15 protein-coding genes and 1 pseudogene are annotated in these 21,241 nt (G+C 50.8%); 7 read left to right on the top strand and 9 right to left on the bottom strand.

Annotation, left to right across the window (positions count from 1 at the left end; translation table 11 throughout):
• Positions 1–2: 2 nt before the first annotated feature.
• The 3 genes from dnaN to gyrB are packed head-to-tail and all read left to right on the top strand — an operon-like array spanning position 3 to position 4,632.
• The gene (dnaN, locus tag ACSBQN_RS17165) at positions 3–1,103 is read left to right on the top strand and encodes a DNA polymerase III subunit beta (protein WP_004236713.1); all 1,101 of its coding nucleotides are present in this window, start codon (positions 3–5) and stop codon (positions 1,101–1,103) included.
• Positions 1,104–1,107: 4 nt separating this feature from the next.
• Positions 1,108–2,190: a DNA replication/repair protein RecF gene (gene recF, locus ACSBQN_RS17160; RefSeq protein WP_024473710.1), complete on the top strand. Its 1,083-nt coding sequence runs from the start codon at positions 1,108–1,110 to the stop codon at positions 2,188–2,190.
• 27 nt (positions 2,191–2,217) lie between these two features.
• Complete coding sequence (gene gyrB, locus ACSBQN_RS17155; protein ID WP_205501075.1) at positions 2,218–4,632, top strand: DNA topoisomerase (ATP-hydrolyzing) subunit B; 2,415 nt, start codon at positions 2,218–2,220, stop codon at positions 4,630–4,632.
• Positions 4,633–4,687: 55 nt separating this feature from the next.
• Here gyrB and ACSBQN_RS17150 read toward each other — a convergent pair whose 3' ends face one another.
• The 5 genes from ACSBQN_RS17150 to ACSBQN_RS17130 all read right to left on the bottom strand — a co-directional run bounded on the left by ACSBQN_RS17150 (position 4,688) and on the right by ACSBQN_RS17130 (position 10,568).
• Positions 4,688–5,341, bottom strand: a complete 654-nt coding sequence (locus tag ACSBQN_RS17150) for a MarC family protein (RefSeq protein ID WP_024473712.1) — start codon at positions 5,339–5,341, stop codon at positions 4,688–4,690.
• The gene (locus ACSBQN_RS17145; protein ID WP_036408879.1) at positions 5,334–6,614 is read right to left on the bottom strand and encodes an APC family permease; all 1,281 of its coding nucleotides are present in this window, start codon (positions 6,612–6,614) and stop codon (positions 5,334–5,336) included. Before ACSBQN_RS17145 ends, ACSBQN_RS17150 begins: the two co-directional genes overlap by 8 nt.
• Before the next feature lie 92 nt (positions 6,615–6,706).
• Positions 6,707–7,636: a glutaminase A gene (gene glsA, locus ACSBQN_RS17140; RefSeq protein WP_004236718.1), complete on the bottom strand. Its 930-nt coding sequence runs from the start codon at positions 7,634–7,636 to the stop codon at positions 6,707–6,709.
• On the bottom strand, positions 7,633–9,114 hold the full coding sequence (gene gadC, locus ACSBQN_RS17135; RefSeq protein WP_024473715.1) for a putative glutamine/gamma-aminobutyrate antiporter GadC: 1,482 nt from the start codon (positions 9,112–9,114) through the stop codon (positions 7,633–7,635). The genes glsA and gadC overlap by 4 nt, the downstream gene beginning before the upstream one ends.
• 71 nt (positions 9,115–9,185) lie before the next feature.
• Positions 9,186–10,568, bottom strand: coding sequence for a glutamate decarboxylase (locus ACSBQN_RS17130; protein WP_004236721.1), 1,383 nt, complete (start codon positions 10,566–10,568; stop codon positions 9,186–9,188).
• Between the two features lie 351 nt (positions 10,569–10,919).
• Between ACSBQN_RS17130 and ACSBQN_RS17125 the strand changes: the two genes are divergently transcribed.
• Complete coding sequence (locus tag ACSBQN_RS17125) at positions 10,920–11,054, top strand: hypothetical protein (RefSeq protein WP_004236722.1); 135 nt, start codon at positions 10,920–10,922, stop codon at positions 11,052–11,054.
• Positions 11,055–11,457: 403 nt separating this feature from the next.
• On the opposite strand, the gene asd is transcribed toward ACSBQN_RS17125, so the two are convergent.
• Positions 11,458–12,567: an aspartate-semialdehyde dehydrogenase gene (gene asd, locus ACSBQN_RS17120; RefSeq protein WP_024473716.1), complete on the bottom strand. Its 1,110-nt coding sequence runs from the start codon at positions 12,565–12,567 to the stop codon at positions 11,458–11,460.
• Between the two features lie 203 nt (positions 12,568–12,770).
• Between asd and nagK the strand changes: the two genes are divergently transcribed.
• The 3 genes and pseudogenes from nagK to ACSBQN_RS17105 all read left to right on the top strand — a co-directional run bounded on the left by nagK (position 12,771) and on the right by ACSBQN_RS17105 (position 16,499).
• Positions 12,771–13,685, top strand: a complete 915-nt coding sequence (gene nagK / locus ACSBQN_RS17115) for an N-acetylglucosamine kinase (RefSeq protein WP_024473717.1) — start codon at positions 12,771–12,773, stop codon at positions 13,683–13,685.
• Between the two features lie 228 nt (positions 13,686–13,913).
• A complete protein-coding gene (locus tag ACSBQN_RS17110) occupies positions 13,914–14,492 on the top strand; it encodes a DUF2169 domain-containing protein (RefSeq protein WP_024473718.1) in 579 nt (192 codons plus the stop codon).
• A gap of 466 nt (positions 14,493–14,958) precedes the next feature.
• Positions 14,959–16,499 (top strand): annotated as a pseudogene (locus tag ACSBQN_RS17105) (methyl-accepting chemotaxis protein).
• Here ACSBQN_RS17105 and ACSBQN_RS17100 read toward each other — a convergent pair.
• From ACSBQN_RS17100 to glmU, 3 genes are all read right to left on the bottom strand, one after another.
• The gene (locus tag ACSBQN_RS17100; protein ID WP_024473720.1) at positions 16,490–17,650 is read right to left on the bottom strand and encodes a methyl-accepting chemotaxis protein; all 1,161 of its coding nucleotides are present in this window, start codon (positions 17,648–17,650) and stop codon (positions 16,490–16,492) included. The pseudogene ACSBQN_RS17105 and the gene ACSBQN_RS17100 sit on opposite strands and share 10 nt — an antisense overlap.
• Before the next feature lie 287 nt (positions 17,651–17,937).
• Positions 17,938–19,767, bottom strand: coding sequence for a glutamine--fructose-6-phosphate transaminase (isomerizing) (gene glmS, locus ACSBQN_RS17095; RefSeq protein WP_004236729.1), 1,830 nt, complete (start codon positions 19,765–19,767; stop codon positions 17,938–17,940).
• 94 nt (positions 19,768–19,861) lie between these two features.
• Positions 19,862–21,235, bottom strand: coding sequence for a bifunctional UDP-N-acetylglucosamine diphosphorylase/glucosamine-1-phosphate N-acetyltransferase GlmU (glmU, locus tag ACSBQN_RS17090; RefSeq protein WP_036408872.1), 1,374 nt, complete (start codon positions 21,233–21,235; stop codon positions 19,862–19,864).
• Positions 21,236–21,241: the final 6 nt, after the last annotated feature.

Raw genomic sequence — 21,241 nt, 5'->3', positions numbered from 1 at the left:
CTATGAAATTTATCATTGAACGTGAGCAATTGTTAAAACCCTTACAACAGGTCAGCAGTCCGTTGGGCGGTCGCCCGACCCTACCGATTCTGGGTAACTTACTGCTGAAAGTCTCTGATGGCGTACTGCATCTCACAGGGACAGACCTTGAGATGGAAATGATGGCCGCCGTTCCGCTGGATCAGCCGCATGAAAACGGCGAAACCACGGTACCGGCCCGGAAGTTCCTGGATATCTGGCGGGGTCTGCCGGACGGCGCACAAATCAGTGTTGAGCTTGACGGTGACCGTCTTCTGGTCCGCTCCGGGCGCAGCCGCTTCTCGCTGTCCACTTTACCGGCCTCGGATTTCCCGAATCTGGATGACTGGCAGAGTGATGTCACTTTCTCTCTGCCGCAGGCAACATTGAAACGCCTGATTGAATCCACCCAGTTCTCCATGGCACATCAGGATGTCCGCTATTACTTAAACGGCATGCTGTTTGAAACCAGCGGCTCTGTGCTGCGTACTGTCGCCACAGACGGGCACCGCCTGGCGGTCTGCTCGCTGGATATCGGACAGGAACTGCCGGACCATTCGGTGATCGTGCCGCGTAAAGGGGTTATCGAACTGATGCGCCTGCTCGACGGCGGCGATGCCCTGCTGAAACTGGAAATCGGCAGCAACAATATCCGCGCTCATGTCGGCGGATTTATTTTCACCTCCAAACTGGTGGATGGCCGCTTCCCGGACTACCGCCGAGTCCTGCCGAAGAACCCGGACAAAACGCTGACGGCAAATTGTGATATGCTGAAGCAGGCTTTTTCCCGTGCGGCGATTTTATCGAACGAGAAATTCCGCGGCGTGCGGATTTACCTGAGCAACAATCAGCTCAGAATTACCGCCAATAACCCGGAGCAGGAAGAAGCCGAAGAGATCGTGGATGTCACCTATGACGGAACCGACATGGAAATCGGGTTCAACGTCAGCTATGTCCTTGATGTTCTTAACACACTGAAATGCGAAGATGTCTCGGTGAAACTGACCGATGCCACCTCCAGCGTGCAGATTGAAGATGACGCCAGTGATGCAGCCGCTTACGTTGTGATGCCGATGCGCCTGTAACACGATGATCCTCTCGCGTTTACTTATCCGTGATTTTCGCAATATCGAAAATGCGGATTTATCGCTGGCCACCGGGTTTAACTTTCTGGTCGGCCCGAACGGCAGCGGTAAAACCAGTGTTCTGGAAGCCATTTACACACTCGGCCACGGCCGGGCATTCCGCTCAGTACAGGCGGGGCGTGTTATCCGCCATGATAACGAAGAATTTATTCTGCACGGCAAACTCGGGCAGGAACAGACAGACCGGGCCACCAGCGTCGGCCTGAGTAAAAACCGCCAGGGTGACAGCAAGGTCCGCATTGACGGCACCGACGGCCATAAAATTGCCGAGCTGGCAAAATTACTGCCGATGCAGCTTATCACCCCGGAAGGTTTTACCCTGCTCAACGGCGGGCCGAAATTCCGCCGAGCTTATATTGACTGGGGCTGTTTCCACAATGAACCGCAATTTTTTGCGCTGTGGAGTGATTTAAAACGTCTGGTGAGACAGCGTAATGCCGCCCTCCGCCAGGTATCGAATTACGGTCAGATCCGCCACTGGGATCAGCAGCTGATTCCGGTTGCTGAGCAGGTCAGTCAGTGGCGGGAGAATTATGTGACAGCGATTGCTCAGGATATCGAGCAGACCTGTCAGCAGTTTTTACCTGAATTTTCGCTGAGTGTCTCTTTCCAGCGCGGATGGGATAAAGAGACCGATTATTCAGAGCTTCTGCAGCGCCAGTTTGAACGGGACCGCGCACTGACCTACACCGCCTCCGGCCCGCATAAAGCGGATTTACGGATCAGGGCGGACGGGGTGCCGGTGGAAGATTTACTTTCACGTGGTCAGTTAAAACTGCTGATGTGCGCGCTGCGGTTAGCACAGGGTGAATATTTCACCCGTCAGAGCGGGCAGCAATGCCTGTATCTGCTTGATGATTTTGCCTCCGAACTGGATGCCGGGCGCCGTCTTTTACTGGCTCACCGGCTGAAAGCCACACAGGCACAGGTTTTTGTCAGTGCCATCACCCCTGAACAGGTCAGTGATATGGCGGATGAAAACAGTCGCCTCTTTGTCGTGGAAAAAGGTAAAATACAGGTTCAATAATCAGGATTAGATGAGCGGGAAACGTTGATGTCGAATACCTATGACTCCTCAAGTATCAAAGTATTAAAAGGGCTGGACGCGGTGCGTAAACGCCCGGGAATGTACATTGGTGATACCGATGACGGAACCGGTTTACACCACATGGTCTTCGAGGTTGTTGACAACGCTATCGACGAAGCCCTCGCCGGTTACTGTAAAGACATCATTGTGACCATTCACAATGATAATTCAGTCTCCGTACAGGATGACGGCCGCGGTATCCCGACCGGGATCCATGAAGAAGAAGGCGTCTCCGCCGCAGAAGTTATCATGACTGTTCTGCACGCCGGCGGGAAGTTCGATGATAACTCCTATAAAGTCTCAGGCGGCCTGCACGGCGTCGGGGTCTCTGTTGTTAACGCCCTGTCTGAAAAACTGGAACTGGTTATCCGCCGTGACGGCAAAGTTCACGAGCAGATCTACCACCACGGTGAACCTCAGGATCGCCTGACTGTTGTCGGCGAAACCGATAAAACCGGGACACGCGTGCGTTTCTGGCCGAGCATGGACACCTTCAAAGGCGAGACTGAATTCCAGTACGACATTCTGGCAAAACGCCTGCGCGAACTCTCCTTCCTGAACTCCGGTGTATCGATCCGTCTGATCGATAAACGCGACGGCAAAGAAGATCACTTTCACTACGAAGGCGGTATCAAAGCATTCGTGGAATATTTAAGCCGCGCCAAAACCTCGATCCATAACAACGTTTTCTATTTCTCCACCGAGAAAGACGATATCGGCGTGGAAGTCTCCATGCAGTGGAATGACTCCTTCCAGGAAAACGTATACTGCTTCACTAACAATATTCCGCAGCGCGACGGTGGTGCTCATCTCGCCGGTTTCCGCGCCGCCATGACCCGTACCCTCAACAGCTATATTGAGAAAGAAGGGCTGAATAAAAAATCCAAAGTCAGCACCACCGGGGATGATGCCCGTGAAGGGCTGGTAGCGGTCATTTCCGTCAAAGTGCCGGATCCGAAATTCTCCTCTCAGACCAAAGACAAGCTGGTCTCTTCCGAAGTGAAAACGGCGGTTGAAACCCTGATGAACGAAAAGCTGTCTGAATATCTGGATGAGAACCCGAACGACACCAAAATCATTGTCGGCAAAATTATTGATGCCGCACGTGCCCGTGAAGCCGCACGCCGCGCCCGTGAAATGACACGCCGTAAAGGCGCGCTGGATTTAGCCGGTCTGCCGGGTAAACTGGCGGACTGCCAGGAACGCGACCCGGCCTTCTCCGAACTGTACTTAGTGGAAGGGGACTCTGCGGGCGGCTCTGCAAAACAGGGGCGTAACCGCAAGAACCAGGCAATCTTACCGCTGAAAGGTAAAATCCTGAACGTTGAGAAGGCGCGTTTTGATAAAATGCTGGCTTCTCAGGAAGTTGCCACGCTGATCACCGCGCTCGGCTGCGGTATCGGCCGCGACGAATACAACCCGGACAAACTGCGCTATCACAGCATCATCATCATGACCGATGCCGACGTCGATGGTTCGCACATCCGTACCCTGTTACTGACCTTCTTCTACCGTCAGATGCCGGAAATCATTGAGCGCGGTTATGTGTATATCGCACAGCCGCCGCTGTATAAAGTGAAAAAAGGCAAGCAGGAACAGTATATTAAAGATGACGAAGCGATGGAGCAGTATCAGGTCTCTATCGCACTGGATGGCGCGGCACTGTATGTAAACGAAAATGCAGCACCGATTCAGGGCGAACATCTGGAAAAACTGCTGCACGAATACAACGGCGCACACAAAATTATCCGCCGTTTAGAGCGTCTCTATCCGCTGGCACTGTTAAACAGCCTGGTCTACCAGCCGAAACTGGAAGAATCCGCGCTGCTGAACAAAACCGAGGTAGAAGCCTGGGCACAGAGCCTGACAGAACGCCTGACCCGTCATGAAGAGCACGGCAGCACCTACAGCTACCGTATTGCGGAAAACAAAGAGCGCCAGCTGTTTGAGCCGGTACTGACTATCCGTACCCACGGTGTTGATACTGACTACAATCTGGATTTCGATTTTGTTCACGGCAGCGAATATGCCCGTATCTCCAAACTGGGTGAGCTTATCCGTGGTCTGATTGAAGAAGGTGCTTATGTTGTCCGTGGTGAGCGCCGTCAGAACGTCAGCAACTTCGAACAGGCCCTTGACTGGCTGATGAAAGAATCACGCCGTGGTCTGGCTGTACAGCGCTATAAAGGGCTGGGTGAAATGAACCCGGAACAGCTGTGGGAAACCACCATGAACCCGGAAACCCGCCGTATGTTGCAGGTCACGGTAAAAGATGCGATTGCAACGGATCAGTTATTCACCACACTGATGGGTGATGATGTTGAACCGCGCCGAGCCTTTATCGAAGAGAATGCCCTGAAAGCAGCAAACATCGACGTATAATTTTTTCCTCTCTCTGAGACCCCATAAAGCCCGGTTTTCCGGGCTTTATTTTTTATCACCCCGTAAGATGCTTCAGATTCGTTGTGATAAGACCGACCATTCCCGAGACCAGTAACTGAATCGCCAGTGTAACCAGAATAATGCCGGAGATCCGCGCCAGGGTGTCCATCACCCCGGGAGATAAACGCCCGTGCAGCGGCCCGGTTGCCAGAAAGGTCAGGGCAATAGTAGGTAACATCAGCAGGATCACAACAGAAAGCTGTATCAGCCCGGACAGGGAATCACTGTGTCCGGCCAGTGAAATTCCGACCGCTATCGTGCCGCCGCCCATCGACAGCGGAAAAAGCAGCGGTACCATTGCCAGCCGCATGATATCTTTCGGCGGCGTCACACTGACCGGAATATCGCTGTGCTCCTCTTTGACACCTCGGATAAGCATCGGCCATCCCTGTGCCAGTAACGCAATACCGCCGGTGACGGTCAGGGCATCCGCACTCAGCCCGAGAGCCGTCAGCAGCCAGTTTCCCAGCCAGATAACCACCAGCATGACCAGCGTGTATCCCGCCGCAATTTTCCAGGCAATTTGCCACAATATGTTCCGGTCAATCCGGCCGAGGATAATCGTGGCGGCGGTGATAGTTGCCGGAGGGCTGAACAGCGACACAAAAGTCACATAATTAAGAAGAATATTATCAAGCCATTCAGTCATCTTTCCGGCTCCGTTTCCGCAGATAACCGGCAACCAGACAGAGAATAAGCGCCCCGGCAATCACACTGACAGAAATAAATCCTCCGCTCAGCAACGTCACCACAAACCCGGCCAATACAGCGGTGACAAGGACAATCCCGGTCCCGGTAATAAATTTTGATGCCCGGATAACCGCGCTCTGACGCCACGCCACCACCAGTACCATCAGATAGCACAGGAGGAACGTAAAACTGGCGACATTGGCCAGATCACTGAGATTCAGGAACAGCGCCAGCAGCAGTGTCAGCAGAATGAGCAGAATATTCACGGTTGTTCCCTGCCGGAATACCGTTTTGCCCCAGGAGTCCGGCAGAATACCGGTGCTGCACATTCTGTCGGTGATATTGAAGGCGGAAAACAGGGTGGCATTAATGGCGGATGTTGTCGCCAGCAGCGCGGCGGCGGCCACAATCACAAAACCGGTTTTTCCCCATACGGGATAAGCCACCTGAGCCACGGCGGTATCCGCGTAACGGACCAGTTGAGACGGCGAGAGATTGCCGAGCAATACCAGTGCCAGGCTGATATACAGCACAATCGTGAATAAAATGGCGATCATAAATGCCCTCGGCATCACCCGGCCGGGGTCTGCCACTTTGTCTGAGGCATTTGCCATCATACCGAACCCGGCATAGGCGAAAAACGTCAGCCCGACGGCGGAAAAAAGGGTATCTCCGGAAAACGTGCTGATATTCAGCAGTGTTGTATCCACGGTAAATACGCCCGTCGCCACCAGGGCGATAATAATCACCAGTTTGGTGCCCACCAGAAGAACTTCCACTTTACCGACAGCATGGCTGCCGGTGATATTCATCAGACCAACCGCGATGATAATAAACGCGGTATACACTTCCGGTAATAAGGCCGATTCATTTCCCTGATGAAAAAGCTGAACGGCGTAAGCCCCGAACGCCCTTGCCACCATCGCCACCGTCAGGATCAGCGTGACAAGATACAAAAAGGATAAGGCGATCGTCAGCACGGCAGGCAATGACAGCCGGAAGAAATCAATAATACCGCCCGGCGAGGGATAGCAGGCGGATAACCGGGCATAGGCATAACCGGCAAATAACGCAACCAGACCGCCGCAGGCAAAGGCAATCCATGTTGCAGATTGCATAATCAGTGCCGTCTGCCCCAGCAGGGCAAAAATCCCGGCACCTACCATTGCGCCGATCCCCAGCGCAATAACCTGTAACAACGTTAACGGCTTTTCTGATGACACTGGCTTCATGACCCGCTCCTGAAATAAAACATGTGCTGCCGCTGGTGTTTATTTATATCTGATAACGCCCGGAAGCCCGGGCGTTATCGTTATCAGCGGGATCACCGGTAAAGGTTATATCCCAGTGCGGCGGCAACTGAAGCCACCATTTTCTGGCCTCTGACACTGTTTCCGTCATCATCCAGCGGCGGTGAAAACGCGGCGATACCCATCACACCCGGTACCACTGCGAGGATCCCCCCGCCGACCCCGCTTTTGCCCGGTAAACCGACCGTGTATGCCCAGTCACCGGAACGGCCGTACAGCCCTTCCATGGTCATTTCTGCCAGGATAAACGGAGTATGTGCCGGGTTCAGCACCTGCTCACCGGTCACCGGGTTTTTGCCGTGTCCGGCCAGTGTCGCGCCCATTGTGGCCAGCTCTTTGGTGGTCAGCAGTGTGGAGCACTGGCGGGTATACACATCACAGGCCTCCATCGGGTCACAATAGAGGTTTTGAGCGGCGTAAAGCAGCCAGGATATGCCACGGTTATGGAAATTGGTGGTCTGCTCTGACTGATTCAGTTCGTCCGACAGAGCAATATTCTCCGACCCGAGACGGCGCTGCATGGTCAGGATGCGCTGCCAGCGTTCATCGGCAGATTTTGCGGTGACCGCACTGACGGTCGCGATCGCACCGGCATTCACCAGCGGCGACAACGGCTTATCATTATGCAGTTCCAGCGCCATCACGGAGTTAAACGGCAGCCCGGTCGGATCCGCACCAATCTGATCCTGAACCGCCTGCGGGCCGATATCCTCCAGCGCCAGTGCCAGCGTGCAGACTTTGGAAATCGACTCAATGGCAAACCGGTAATCAGCATCACCGCTGCTGATAATATCGCCCTGAGCAGTGACTACCGCAACCGCCGCCAGGTCGGACGGGATATTAGCCAGGAACGGAATATAATCCGCATTCGCACCGCCGGGAGCCTGATGAAACTGCTGCCAGGCATTGGTCACTGCCTGTTTGATTGCTGTTAAATCTGTCATGATGCTTTTCCTTTGTTTTCCCATGTAAACGGCGCGAAATCACTATCCGGATCACGCCAGCCGGGTTTACGGATCTGATAAATAACAAAAGGAAGAAGAACGAACAGAACGGTCAGTCCGATCAGCGCCCCCACATACACTTCCGGGCTGCCGACCGCAATCTGTGCCGGCGGGATAAAGCTGAACAGAAACGCGGTTAATGAGCCGAGCAGCCCCATACCGCCGAGGATAATCATCCCCGCATTACCGCCCGGGATCCGGTACGGACGCGCACGCTGCGGCTGACTGAAGCGCAGGTAAATCGCGGCGCTGAACATCAGCATATACATAATCAGATAGAGAATAACCGTCAGCTGACTGAGGATCTGATAGGCCGCCTGCACGGACGGCAGCACCACAAACAGTACCGCCAGCAGAGAGACCAGCACAGCCTGTACCAGCAGGATATGTGTTGCCATCCCGTTCTTGTTGGTATGCTGGAACCAGTGCGGCAGATAGCCCGCTTTCGCCACTTCCAGAAGACCGGAGGACGGCCCGGCAACCCAGGTCACCACACTCGCCAGCACACCGATAGCCAGCATGACGGCGACAATCGGCCCCATCCACGGAATATGTGCCCATTTGAACATGTCATCGTAAGCCACCAGCAGACTCTGGGTCAGACTGATATCGGACTGAGGAATGATAAAGGCGATCGCCAGTGTGCCCAGCACAAAGATAGCCACCGTACCCGCCGCCGCCAGAATGATGGCTTTCGGGTAGTTTTTGGTCGGGTTATCAATGTCTTTTACGTGAATGGCGTTCATTTCCATACCTGCATAGAACAGGAAAATACTGGCCGCCAGCACAATGTTATCGAAGTTTGAGAAATCCGGCAGAACCTGATCCCACGCCAGGTCAATCTGCGGTGTCTGGCCGCTGAACAGGTAGGAGAAACCAAGTACAATCAGAATGATCGCCGGAACAATCGTCCCGATAATCCCGCCCCATTTTGATACCCGGGCAAATGCGCCCACGCCTTTAAAGGCAATAAAGGTCGCCAGCCAGTAGATAAACAGGACAATACCGAGCACAAAGAATTTATTTGCCGCCAGTGCTTCGTCAAATGTCTGATGCGGATCGATAAAGGCGAGTGATACCGCCCCGAATGTCAGCCCGGTCGGGAACCAGACCGTCACCTCAATCCACAGCATCGCCATCGCCAGAAACGCCAGACGCGGCCCGAACGCCTCGCCGACCCAGCGGAACACCCCGCCTTTCTCTGACCAGCCGGTGGCCAGTTCAGCAGCAACCAGTGATACCGGGATCAGGAAAAACACAGCAGCAAACAGATAATAGAAAATCGCACTGAGACCGTATTCCGCTTCGGCAGGCAAACCGCGCAGGCTCACCACCGCCACAATATTCATGACGATAAGTGTGCCGACAGTCAGTTTTGCTGCACCGGAAGACGGTTTTTTGGTTGAAGTATCAGTCATAAAAGCACCCCGGAGGATAATGAGTGAGATCCTCCGGCCGCTGATACCGGCCGGAGGTCATTGTGTGAAAATTAACCGTGATGGAAGGTGGCTTTGGCAGTCGAGTTCACTACCGGGTTTTGTCTGAAGTGATCGATAGCCCGCTTAATATCATCCAGCAGCAATGCAGCCAGGTCGCGGCTGACGCCGTGACGGATCATAATGCGCTGAACAACGGTTTTCTCTCTGTCCGCCGGGAGCGGATAAGAGGCTATCAGCCAGCCGCGTGTGCGGATGCGATCGGAAAGGTCATACAGATTGAACTGTGTCACGCCCGGTTTCAGCTTGTAAGCCACCGCCGGCAGTGCGCCGCGGCCGTCATACACCAGGTCGAAAATCCCCAGCTTATTCAGTTCATCCGCAAGCCATTGCGCAGTATCTGCACACGCCTGCTGAATTTTGGTATAACCGGCGCGTCCCAGACGCAGGAAATTATAATACTGTGCAATGATTTGCCCGCCGGGACGGGAAAAGTTCAGTGCAAATGTCGGCATATTGCCGCCGAGATAATCGACATTGAAAACCAGCTCTTCCGGCAGGTCTTCTTTGCTGCGCCAGACCACCCAGCCGACACCCAGCGGTGACAGGCCGTATTTGTGTCCGGAGCTGTTAATGGATTTCACCCGCTCAATCCGGAAATCCCACACCAGTTCCGGCTGGATAAACGGCGCGATAAACCCGCCGCTGGCACCATCAACATGCAGCGGAATATCAAGGCCGGTATCCCGTTGTATTGCATCCAGTTCTTTTGCCAGTTCCGCCACCGGTTCATAAATCCCGGTAAACGTGACCCCCAGTGTCGCCACCACACCGATGGTGTTTTCATCGCAATATTTGCGCAGATCAGACGGCTGCATACCGAGGGCATCACCTTCCAGTGGGATCTGCCGCAGTTCCACATCAAAATAGCGGGCAAATTTTTCCCAGCACACCTGTACCGGGCCGGTTACCAGGTTTGGCTTACCGGTCTCTTTCCCCTGTTTTTCTCGGTTTTTACGCCAGCGCCATTTCATTGCCAGCCCGCCGAGCATTGCCGCCTCACTGGAGCCGGTGGTAGAGCAGCCGATAGTTTCCTGTGCCTGCGGGGAATTCCACAGGTCGGCAATAATATGCACACAGCGGCTTTCAATTTCTGCGGTTTGCGGATATTCGTCTTTGTCGATCATGTTTTTATCGACACTGTCGGTCATCAGCTGTTTGACTTCATCCTCAACCCATGTTGTACAAAATGTCGCCAGATTCTGACGGGAGTTACCATCCAGCAGTAATTCGTCACGGACCACGCTGTAAATAATTCGCGGGTCACTGCTGTCGTCCGGCATTTTGTATTTAGGGAGTTTTGCATCCGAGTCCGTTGATGCGTAAATATCAATAAATTCTGAACTATTTTTACCTTTCACTGCATGAAGAGACATAAAACCTCCTTCTCAGATCACTTATTGATAGTTAAAATTAATTAACGCTGCTGTCATTCTGAACACGGGAATTTACGGAAAAACAGGATATCTCCTGCTGAAAATCTGCATTCAGTGAAGCAACCTAAGTATATTAGCTTATGAAATGCGCAATTTTCAAACCCGTAAAACAGGTTAATAATTATGTTTTCTTATGTGATCTGATTTAACCATTGCGATAATAAATAAATTCCGTTAATAAAAAACCGGATTAACACAAAAGAAACATTTATTTATTTCGTTACGGTTTTGTGAAACCCGGATCTGTTTATATAAGAAACTTACAGACTAAAATTAACGAAAGAAGAATGAATGACAGGAAAAAGCGGGTGGTACGAAGGATCAGAAATCAGCGCCTTTTTTTATTACCCGAATCAAGCCATTTTTACAGCGCCGGGAACAGCAGACAAAAAAACAGGAAAGGGACAGATACAGCGGGTGATTTAAAACATACAACTAAATATAAACATTAAGTCAGTCTCTCCGGCTGCTGACGCGGATTTTAATTCTCAGAAAGATTAAATAGCTGCTATAAAACAGCACTGGGGATATACAACATATTATGTGTACAGTTTTAACAATAAAATAAAAACGGGACAGGAACGAAATGTTACCGGTGCATTTTGCGCAAATAACAAACAATAAACGGAGTGTATCAATAATTCCGGTAATATAGACCTGACAGACATTTTTCAGCTGCAGAAAACACACACATCCGGTTATTTAACCGGTTCAGTCAGTGAGAAGATGCAGATTCTGCAAAAAAAGCAAAACACAAACAAAAAAAATGACCCATGCGAAAAAATCAACACATGGGCCTGCTTTATTATCTGTATTTAGATTATTGTCGTTATTTCAGTAAAATATTCAGCATTCTGCGTAACGGCTCTGCGGCACCCCACAGAAGCTGGTCACCCACAGTAAACGCAGATATATAATCCGGTCCCATATTCAGTTTACGGATGCGCCCGACCGGCGTTTTCAGTGTGCCGGTAACCGCCGCCGGGGTCAGCTCACGCACGGTAATATCGCGATCATTCGGAACCACGCGAACCCACTCATTATGAGCTGCCAGCAGAGACTCAATCTCCGCAACCGGCAGATCTTTCTTCAGTTTCAGGGTAAATGCCTGGCTGTGGCAGCGCAGAGCGCCTATACGGACACACAGGCCATCCACCGGAATAATATTCTGGCCGCGTGACAGGATTTTGTTGGTTTCCGCCTGCCCTTTCCACTCTTCGCGGCTCTGGCCGTTATCCAGCTGCTTATCAATCCACGGGATCAGGCTCCCGGCCAGCGGTACACCGAACTGTTCCGCCGGTAATGCACCACTGCGGGTAAATTCAGTGACTTTGCGTTCAATATCCAGAATCGCGGAGGCCGGGTCCTGTAACTCTTTCACCACATGGGCATTCAGTGCCCCCATCTGCACCAGCAATTCACGCATATGACGCGCACCGGCACCGGATGCCGCCTGGTAGGTTGCCACAGAGGCCCACTCCACCAGATCCGCCTCAAACAGGCCGCCCAGTGACATCAGCATCAGGCTGACCGTACAGTTACCGCCGACAAATGTTTTAATGCCGCGGTTCAGCCCTTCTTCTATATGCTTACCGTTCACCGGGTCGAGAATAATAATGGCGTCATCATTCATCCGCAGTGCTGATGCCGCATCAACCCAGTAACCGTCCCAGCCGCTCTGACGCAGCTTCGGATAAACATCATTGGTGTAATCGCCGCCCTGGCAGCTGATAATAATGTCGAGCGCGCGCAGTGCATCAATATCAAATGCGTCCTGTAACGTGCTGCGGTGCCCGCCGAATGACGGCGCTTCCCCGCCGCTCTGCGAGGTTGAGAAAAATACCGGACGGATCCCGTCAAAATCCCGCTCTTCTGTCATGCGCTGCATCAGCACAGACCCCACCATCCCGCGCCAGCCGACAAATCCCACATTTTTCATCGTGATGTTTCCTTTTATTCTCATCTGAACTGCGTTTGCAATACTCTTAACCTGACAAAATATAGATAACGGTGCAAGTGAATTTATTGATGATCACCCGCTGTTCAGAAGCGGGACTTATATCAGACGACGGGTTCTCATCCGGCCGCCGGTGCTTTATGCTGGGGATAACACAACAGTGATCAGAACAGGGCGGAATCATCATGTATTACGGTTTTGATATGGGCGGGACGAAAATTGAGCTTGCCGTTTTTAATGAAGCACTGGAACCGGTCTGGCAAAAGCGTATTGCGACACCGAAAGAGAGCTACGCCGCTCTGCTTGAAGCATTCAGACAACTGACAGAACAGGCGGATACCGAACTCGGATGCAAAGGAAAAATCGGCATCGGCGTTCCCGGTATTGTGAATCATGAAAAAGGAACGGTGTTTACCACCAATGTGCCTGCCGCTCAATATCAGCCGCTGCGTCATGATCTGGAAACCATATTGCAGCGCCCGGTAAAAATTGAAAATGACGCCAACTGCTTTGCACTCTCCGAAGCCTGGGATCCGGCATTCCGCCACTATCCGACAGTACTGGGGCTGATCCTCGGTACCGGTGTCGGCGGCGGCTTTGTGATTAACGGCACGGTGTTACCGGGAAAAAACGGGATTGCCGGTGAAATCGGTCACATCAATATGACTCTGGAAGGGGATAAGCTTCTCGGGCATCAGGTTCCGGAGACCCTCTGCGGCTGCGGAAAAACCGGCTGTTTTGAAACCTATCTTTCCGGCCCCGGGTTTGAGCGGATTTTCACGGCATTTTACGGCGAAAAGCTCAGTGCGGTTGATATTATCGCCCGTTATTACGACGGTGATCATAATGCAAAACTGCACGTTGAGCGGTATATGTCACTGCTCGCGCACTATCTGGGAAATGTGCTGAGTGTCTTTGATCCTGATTTACTGGTGATCGGCGGCGGATTATCACAATTTGAGGAGATTTACCGCCTGCTGCCGGAATATCTGCCGCAGTATCTCTACGGCGTTGCCTCACTGCCCGCCATTCATAAAGCCCGTTACGGGGATTCCGGCGGCGCCCGGGGCGCAGCCTGTCTCAATTTTTCCGGCAGATAAACATTTATTTACCGCCTGCAGTGCGGGCGGTAAATAATAAAAAGAATATCGGCTAACTCTTATATTCTTTTGCCGTGAAAAGACTACATTAGCGATATTAAAAACCGGCTGAATCCGTAAAAATATCGTGTTTATACATAGGATATTATTATATCTGCCCTGTATTACATCAGCCTGAGGGAAATTGCGTATTTTTGTGATTTTTTATCTGTTATAAAGGCGAATGTCATGAATTTTATCAATCACACTATTTTTCCGGCGCTGAATTATGACAGCGATAATCATCAACATGATACATTTCATATCGTTGCATCACGTATTACCTATGATATCCGGATAAATAACCGTGACGGACAGAGTCAGCTTGTTATTTCCCCGGAACAATCCCTGCTGAATTATACGGATGTCAGCTACAATGAAATGGTTGATACCAGTATTGAATACGAAAGTGATTTAGCCCCTTATAAACCGAAAACCGAGATTGTCATTAACGCCACAGCGTTTGTACCGGAAAATAATCCGGTTCCGGTTTTCGATGTCGGTATTCAGATCGGAAAATATCAGAAAGTCCTGCGCATATTCGGTCCCCGTTACTGGATCAAAGAGGATGACGAGTGGTTTCTCACGGAATCTGAACCGATCAGTTATCTTGATATCCGTTATGAGCATGCCTCCGGCGGTACATACAACGCCGGTGATACGGTTTTTACCTCTCCGGCAAACCCGGTGTCATCACACCCGCCGCAGACACCGGATAACCTCAATTACTGGTGTGGTGCCCACCCGACACCGTCGTTGTGGATATGAACCTGAGAAAAGTGTTCTGCACTTACCGTATCGCCCTGCCGGAATCTCTGAATATCGCCGAAATGACGCTGCGCCACATTCCGGATCATCCGGCCAGATAACCGATACACATTTACCTTAAAAATACCGCGATTGTCTTCACTGAAAATTACGGTTAAGTAATGATTTAAAAATTCCGAAACTGAGATTTATTTAAATTTAAAATTTCTATCCGATATAAAAAACGAATAACATGAAAACTGTTGTTACATCAACAAATAAGAATAAACATAATATTAATTTAATAATTAAATATCGCTTAAATCGTTTCATTCCTATGCCCAAAAATAATTTTTAAAAATAAAAAAATCTATATTTCCCTGTCAATTACTAATATATTAGCTAAAAAATAAAACAACCATTCTGTACTGTCTTTTAACAGTGCGGAGGGCTATTTGTTAATTATTTTATATCACCCGGGGTTATAATGAAAAACAACATTCCTGTCACACAGCATGAATACTCGCTTAACGATAATGCAATATTAATGTCAACCACTGACACTCAGAGCCATATAACCTATGCAAACTCTGCATTTATTACCGCAAGCGGGTTTGAGGAAGGGCAATTAACCGGACAGCCTCATAATATTATCCGACACCCGGATATGCCTCCGGCCGCCTTTGCCGATATGTGGTATACCCTGCAGCAGGGTGACAGCTGGACAGGTATTATCAAGAACCGCTGCCGTAACGGCGACCATTACTGGGTGCGGGCAAATGTCACCCCGGTATGGCACGATAAAAAACTGACAGGCTATATTTCTGTCCGGACAGTACCAACCCGTGATGAAATAAAAAAAGTGCCTCACTTTACAGCAGGTTAAAGAGTAATAAATTGAACGGATATCGTCTTTTTAAAGGTATTATTATCCGCAAAGGTAAACTGGCATTTTTATCATTACTGAAATGGCTGCCTGTCGGGCAGCGGATTAATTATTCCTTATTAACTGTAATGTTATTAACTCTGGCTCTGGTATTTTCACCGTTAAATCCGTTTATTCAGGCAGGTGGTGTGGCGGCTTTATTTATTCTGCTGTCGGTTTACCTTCAGTCACAAGTCTCTCAGCCGGTTAAATTACTGCTGTCACAGATGAAAAAAGTCGTTTCCGGGCGGAAACCGGATCCGGTACACATGGACAGGGTTGATGAAATCGGACTGCTGATGCGTTTGGTGAATCAGTCCGGGCTTAATCTGAACTCGCTGGTGGATGATGTCAGCACACAGGTTGCCGGGATCCGCGCTATCAACCAGCGGGTTTCACAGGAAACCACCGCGCTGCATACCCGCTCTGAAGAGGCATCCGCCCATCTGCAGCAAACCGCGGTCGCCATTGAGGAAATCAGCAGTGCAGTGCAGCAGACTGCCGAAAGCGTTTATCTGACGATGAATATCGCCGGTAATGCGAGTAACAGCGCAACACAAAGCAACGAAACCATGCAGAAAACCATCGATATGATGCATACCATTTCTGCGGATAATAATCAGATTGTTGATATCATCGGCGTGATTGACCGTATTGCTTTTCAGACTAACATTCTGGCGCTGAATGCGTCGGTGGAAGCCGCCCGTGCAGGGGACGCCGGACGGGGCTTTTCTGTTGTGGCCGCAGAGGTGCGCAACCTGGCGCTGCATTCCGCCTCTGCCGCCAAAGAGATAAAAACCCTGATTGAGAAAAACGCGGCCAATGTCCGCACCGGCGTGACAATGGCAGAGCAGACTGAAACCCAGCTCGGGGAAATGGTCACTGATGTGCTGAAAATGTCATCCATGATCAATGAAATCGGTCTTGCCACCAAAGAACAGACTCAGGCACTGGAGCTTATCAATGAATCCGTCGCCCGTATCGGCACCATGACCGGCAACAATACTGAAATGGTCAATAATGTCACCGGTGCCACCACTGAACTGACACGGCGCTCCTCACGATTACAGCAGGCAATTCAGGTTTTCGGCAATCATGCCTGAGCTGATGCGGCAAACCGCGCAACCCGTTTACCGGTGTTTAATACCGGTTTGCTGTGTGGCTGAGCAGCGGTGTGATTCGTCAGGCGGAAATCCCGTGTCCGTGAGTGTAAATCCGCAACCTGAGCCTTAAGCGCATCAGAAGAACCGGCAAGCTCATCGGCGATCATAACACTGCCCTGAGTTGCCTGTTCCAGCTCGGAAAGAGCCGTTGCTATCTGCTCAATCCCCTGCTGCTGCTGTTGTGTGGAAACAGAGATCTGCGCCATCAGGCCGTTTACCCGCTCCGCACCCTCAACAATCTTATTCATATTCACTTCGGCGCGGTGAACAATATCCTCTCCCTGCTTAACATTATCGGTTGTCACAGCAATCAGGGATTTAATATTTTTCGCTGATTCTGAACTGCGGTGAGCCAGATTTCTGACCTCGCCGGCCACAACAGTAAAGCCTCTGCCGTGCTCACCGGCACGGGCAGCCTCTACGGCAGCATTCAGCGCCAGAATGTTGGTCTGGAAGGCAATGGAATCAATCAGGGTGATGATTTCAGTCATCTTATTAGTGCACTCATTAATAGAATGCATATTGGTGGCCACTTCCTCCATCAGCTTACCGCCATGCCCGGCAAACACGGTTGCTTCCTGTGCATGCTCACTGACCAGCACCGTATTCTCCGCATTATTTTTAGTCCCGGCGGCAATCTCCTCCATATTGGCCGCTGTTTCCACCAGCATGGCCGATTGCTGCTCCGTCTTGGCAGACAGCTCAAAACTGCGCATTGCCAGTTGCTCAGACAACACAGATGCGGAATCTGATGAGCTGCGGATTTCACTGACCAGCAGAGAAAGGCTTTCCGCCAGCTGATTCACCCCGGGGATCAGGCGTCCGGCACAGTTATTACCAAATACCGGGATCCGCACCGATAAGTTACCGGCGTTAACCTCATCAATACTGTTTTTCACGGCATTGATCGGCATCACCAGATACTTCGTAATGTAAAACCATGAGCAGGCGAACGTAAAAACACTAACAATATTAAGCATCACTAATTTAATTAGTGCGGACAGGGGCAAGAGAAAGATAATATTAATTGTAGTGAAATTACAGATGAGAAAGACGACAATGACGGTTCTTATACTGATATTTTTAAGCATAACTTACTCCAGTATTGATATTTTGCGATATTTTTAGTGCCAGAATCTTAATTTATTTTTTCTTTTGGCTTTCTATATAATTGGTTATTAAGGAAATAAATTCAAATTCTATTACTGATAAGTAAGTGAACCTAATCACATTTAGTTTATAAATATGATTGTTAGTCAAATAATGATGTTGTTTTTCTTAAGGATGAGAATGGCGGGATAGAAAAAGCCCGGCGTGTATCACAGTGATACGCGCCGGGCTTTACTAATTAATTATCTGAAACTAAATCAGGCTCAGCTTATTCAACTGTCACTGATTTCGCCAGGTTACGCGGCTGATCCACATCAGTACCTTTAATTAAGGCGACGTGATAAGAGAGCAGCTGTAACGGGATGGTGTAGAAGATTGGAGCAATAAGCTCTTCCACATACGGCAGCGGAATAATTTTCATATTTTCGCTGTCGCTGAAACCGGCGTCTTTATCCGCGAAGACATACAGCAGACCACCACGGGCACGAACCTCTTCAATGTTGGATTTCAGTTTTTCCAGCAGTTCGTTATTCGGCGCCACGATAATGACCGGCATATCCGCATCAATCAGCGCCAGCGGGCCGTGTTTTAATTCACCGGCGGCATAGGCTTCTGCGTGGATATACGAGATCTCTTTAAGTTTCAGCGCGCCTTCCACCGCGATCGGGAACTGATCCCCGCGGCCCAGGAACAGTGCGTGGCTCTTATCAGAGAAATCCTCCGCCAGCTGCTCAATGACTTTATCCTGAGACAGCATGCTTTCGATACGGCTCGGCAGCGCATGCAGTGCAGTCACAATACTGTGCTCCAGCGCTTCACCTTTGCCTTTCAGGCGGCCGAGGTAAGCCACCAGCATCAGCAGAACAGTCAGCTGAGTAGTGAATGCCTTGGTGGAGGCCACACCGATTTCAGTCCCGGCTTTGGTCATCACAGCAAAATCAGATTCACGCACCAGTGATGAACCGGCAACGTTACAGATAGCCAGAGAAGTCAGATAGCCCAGCTCTTTGCCCAGACGCAGTGCCGCCAGGGTATCTGCGGTTTCACCGGACTGTGAAATGGTGATCAGCAGGCTGTTCTTACGGCAGGCCGGTTTGCGGTAACGGAATTCAGAGGCGATTTCCACATCACACGGAATACCTGCCAGAGCTTCAAACCAGTAGCGGGAGACCATCCCGGCGTTGAATGAGGTACCGCAGGCAACAATTTGGATATGCTCAATACCGGACAGCACATCACGGGCTTTTTCACCCAGCTCGCTGAATTCGACCGTTTCATTGCGCAGACGCCCTTCCATCGTGTTTTTGATGGCCAGCGGCTGCTCATAGATCTCTTTCTGCATATAATGACGGTAAATACCTTTATCACCGGCATCATACTGAACGTTGGATTCAATCACATCGCGTTCTGCTTCATCACCATTGCGGTCAAAAATATGAACATGACGGCGGGTAATTTCGACGATATCCCCTTCTTCCAGGTAGATAAAGCGGCGGGTAACCGGCAGCAGTGCCAGCTGATCAGAAGCAAGGAAGTTTTCACCGACACCCAGACCGACCACCAGCGGGCTGCCTGAACGGGCAGCAACCAGCAGTTCCGGTGTGCGGGAATCCATAATCACCGTACCGTATGCACCGCGCAGTTGCGGGATAGCGCGCTGTACGGCTTCACGCAGCGTACCGCCCTGTGAATGTTCCCAGTTCACCAGGTGTGCGATAACTTCAGTGTCGGTGTCGGAAGTGAACTGATAGCCGCGGCCTTTCAGTAATTCCCGTAATTCACTGTAGTTTTCAATAATACCGTTATGAACAACGGCGATATTTCCGGAAACATGCGGGTGTGCGTTGCGTTCCAGAGGCTCGCCATGCGTTGCCCAGCGTGTGTGCGCGATACCGGTGCCGCCGGAAACCGGCGTTTTTTCTGCTTCTTCCGCCAGCATTTTCACTTTACCGACTTCACGCAGGCGGGTCAGGTGCCCTTCGCTGTCCACAACCGCCATACCGGCAGAGTCATACCCGCGGTATTCCAGACGACGAAGCCCTTCTAACAGAATTTCAGCGATATCACGTTGTGCTACTGCACCAACAATTCCACACATAGTTGTAAATTCCTGATTTAACGATGTCCTGCCTGATTGTTTTTACGGCGTTGCCGTGTCCCCGGGCTGTGTAGATATGGGGTTATTATTGTATTTACTTTTTCATTTTTACCGGACGTTTCCAGCCGGCAATCTGGGTTTGTCTGACCCGGCTTATCACCAGTTCATTATCACCCACATCTTTTGTTACGGTTGTACCGGCACCGACTGTCGCGCCTTTCCCGATAGTGACCGGCGCCACCAGCTGGGTATCAGAGCCGACAAAAACATCATCGCCGATCACTGTTTTGAATTTGTTTGCGCCATCATAGTTACAGGTGATGGTTCCGGCACCGATATTCACATCGTTACCGATTTCCGCATCCCCAAGATAGCTGAGATGTCCGGCTTTAGAGCCGACGCCGAGTGTCGCTTTCTTCATTTCTACAAAGTTGCCGACATGGGCTTTGTCTGCCAGCACAGAGCCGGGACGCAGACGGGCAAACGGACCGACAGTACAGTCACGGGCCATTTCAGATGATTCCACCACGGTATACGGACTGAGCACAGAGCCGTCACCGATAACGCAGTCTTTCAGCACACAACCGGCGCCAATCACTACATTATTACCGAGTGTCACATTGCCTTCGATAATGACATTCACGTCAATGATGACATCTTTACCGTGTGTCAGAGTGCCGCGCAGGTCAAAACGCGCCGGATCCAGAATCATCACACCTTCGAGTAACAGACGATCGGCCTGTTCACGCTGATAAATACGCTCCAGTGCCGCGAGCTGAAGGCGGTTATTCACCCCTTCCATTTCACTCAGTTTTTCCGGATGAGCCGTCTCAATACGACGCCCTTCCTGATGCGCAATGGCAATAATATCGGTGATATAAAATTCACCCTGCGCATTATTGTTGTTCAGTTTTGCTAACCAGCGTTTGAGATCACCACCATTGGCAACCAGAATACCGGTATTGATTTCTTTGATTTTCCGCTGCTCTTCAGAGGCATCTTTCTGTTCGATAATCCCGGTCACCAGTCCGTTTTCACGGATGATGCGGCCGTAACCCGCCGGGTTATCCAGAATCACTGTCAGCAGGCCAATGCCGCCTTCCGGTTTGACCGCCATCAGGCGTTCCAGCGTTTCAGCCGCAATCAGCGGAACATCGCCGTACAGCATCAGAATATCTTCGTCATCGGCAAAGTGAGGTGCAGCCTGCTGCATCGCATGCCCGGTTCCCAGTTGTTCTGCCTGTAAAACCCAGTTCAGATTCTGATCCGACAGCGTACTCTGTAATAAATCACCGCCGTGTCCGTAAACCAGATGCACATTCTGTGCGCCCAGTGAAAGGGCAGTATCAATCACATGCTGAACCATCGGTTTGCCCGCCAGGTGATGTAATACCTTCGGCAGAGCGGAGTACATCCGGGTACCTTTACCCGCAGCGAGAATTACCACACTTTTAGCATTCGTAGACATAAGAAA

This window comes from Morganella sp. B601, assembly GCF_051172335.1.
Lineage (GTDB): Bacteria > Pseudomonadota > Gammaproteobacteria > Enterobacterales > Enterobacteriaceae > Morganella > Morganella morganii.
The sequence above is the reverse complement of the archived record's forward strand: the minus strand, read 5'-3'. Positions and strand labels throughout refer to the sequence as shown.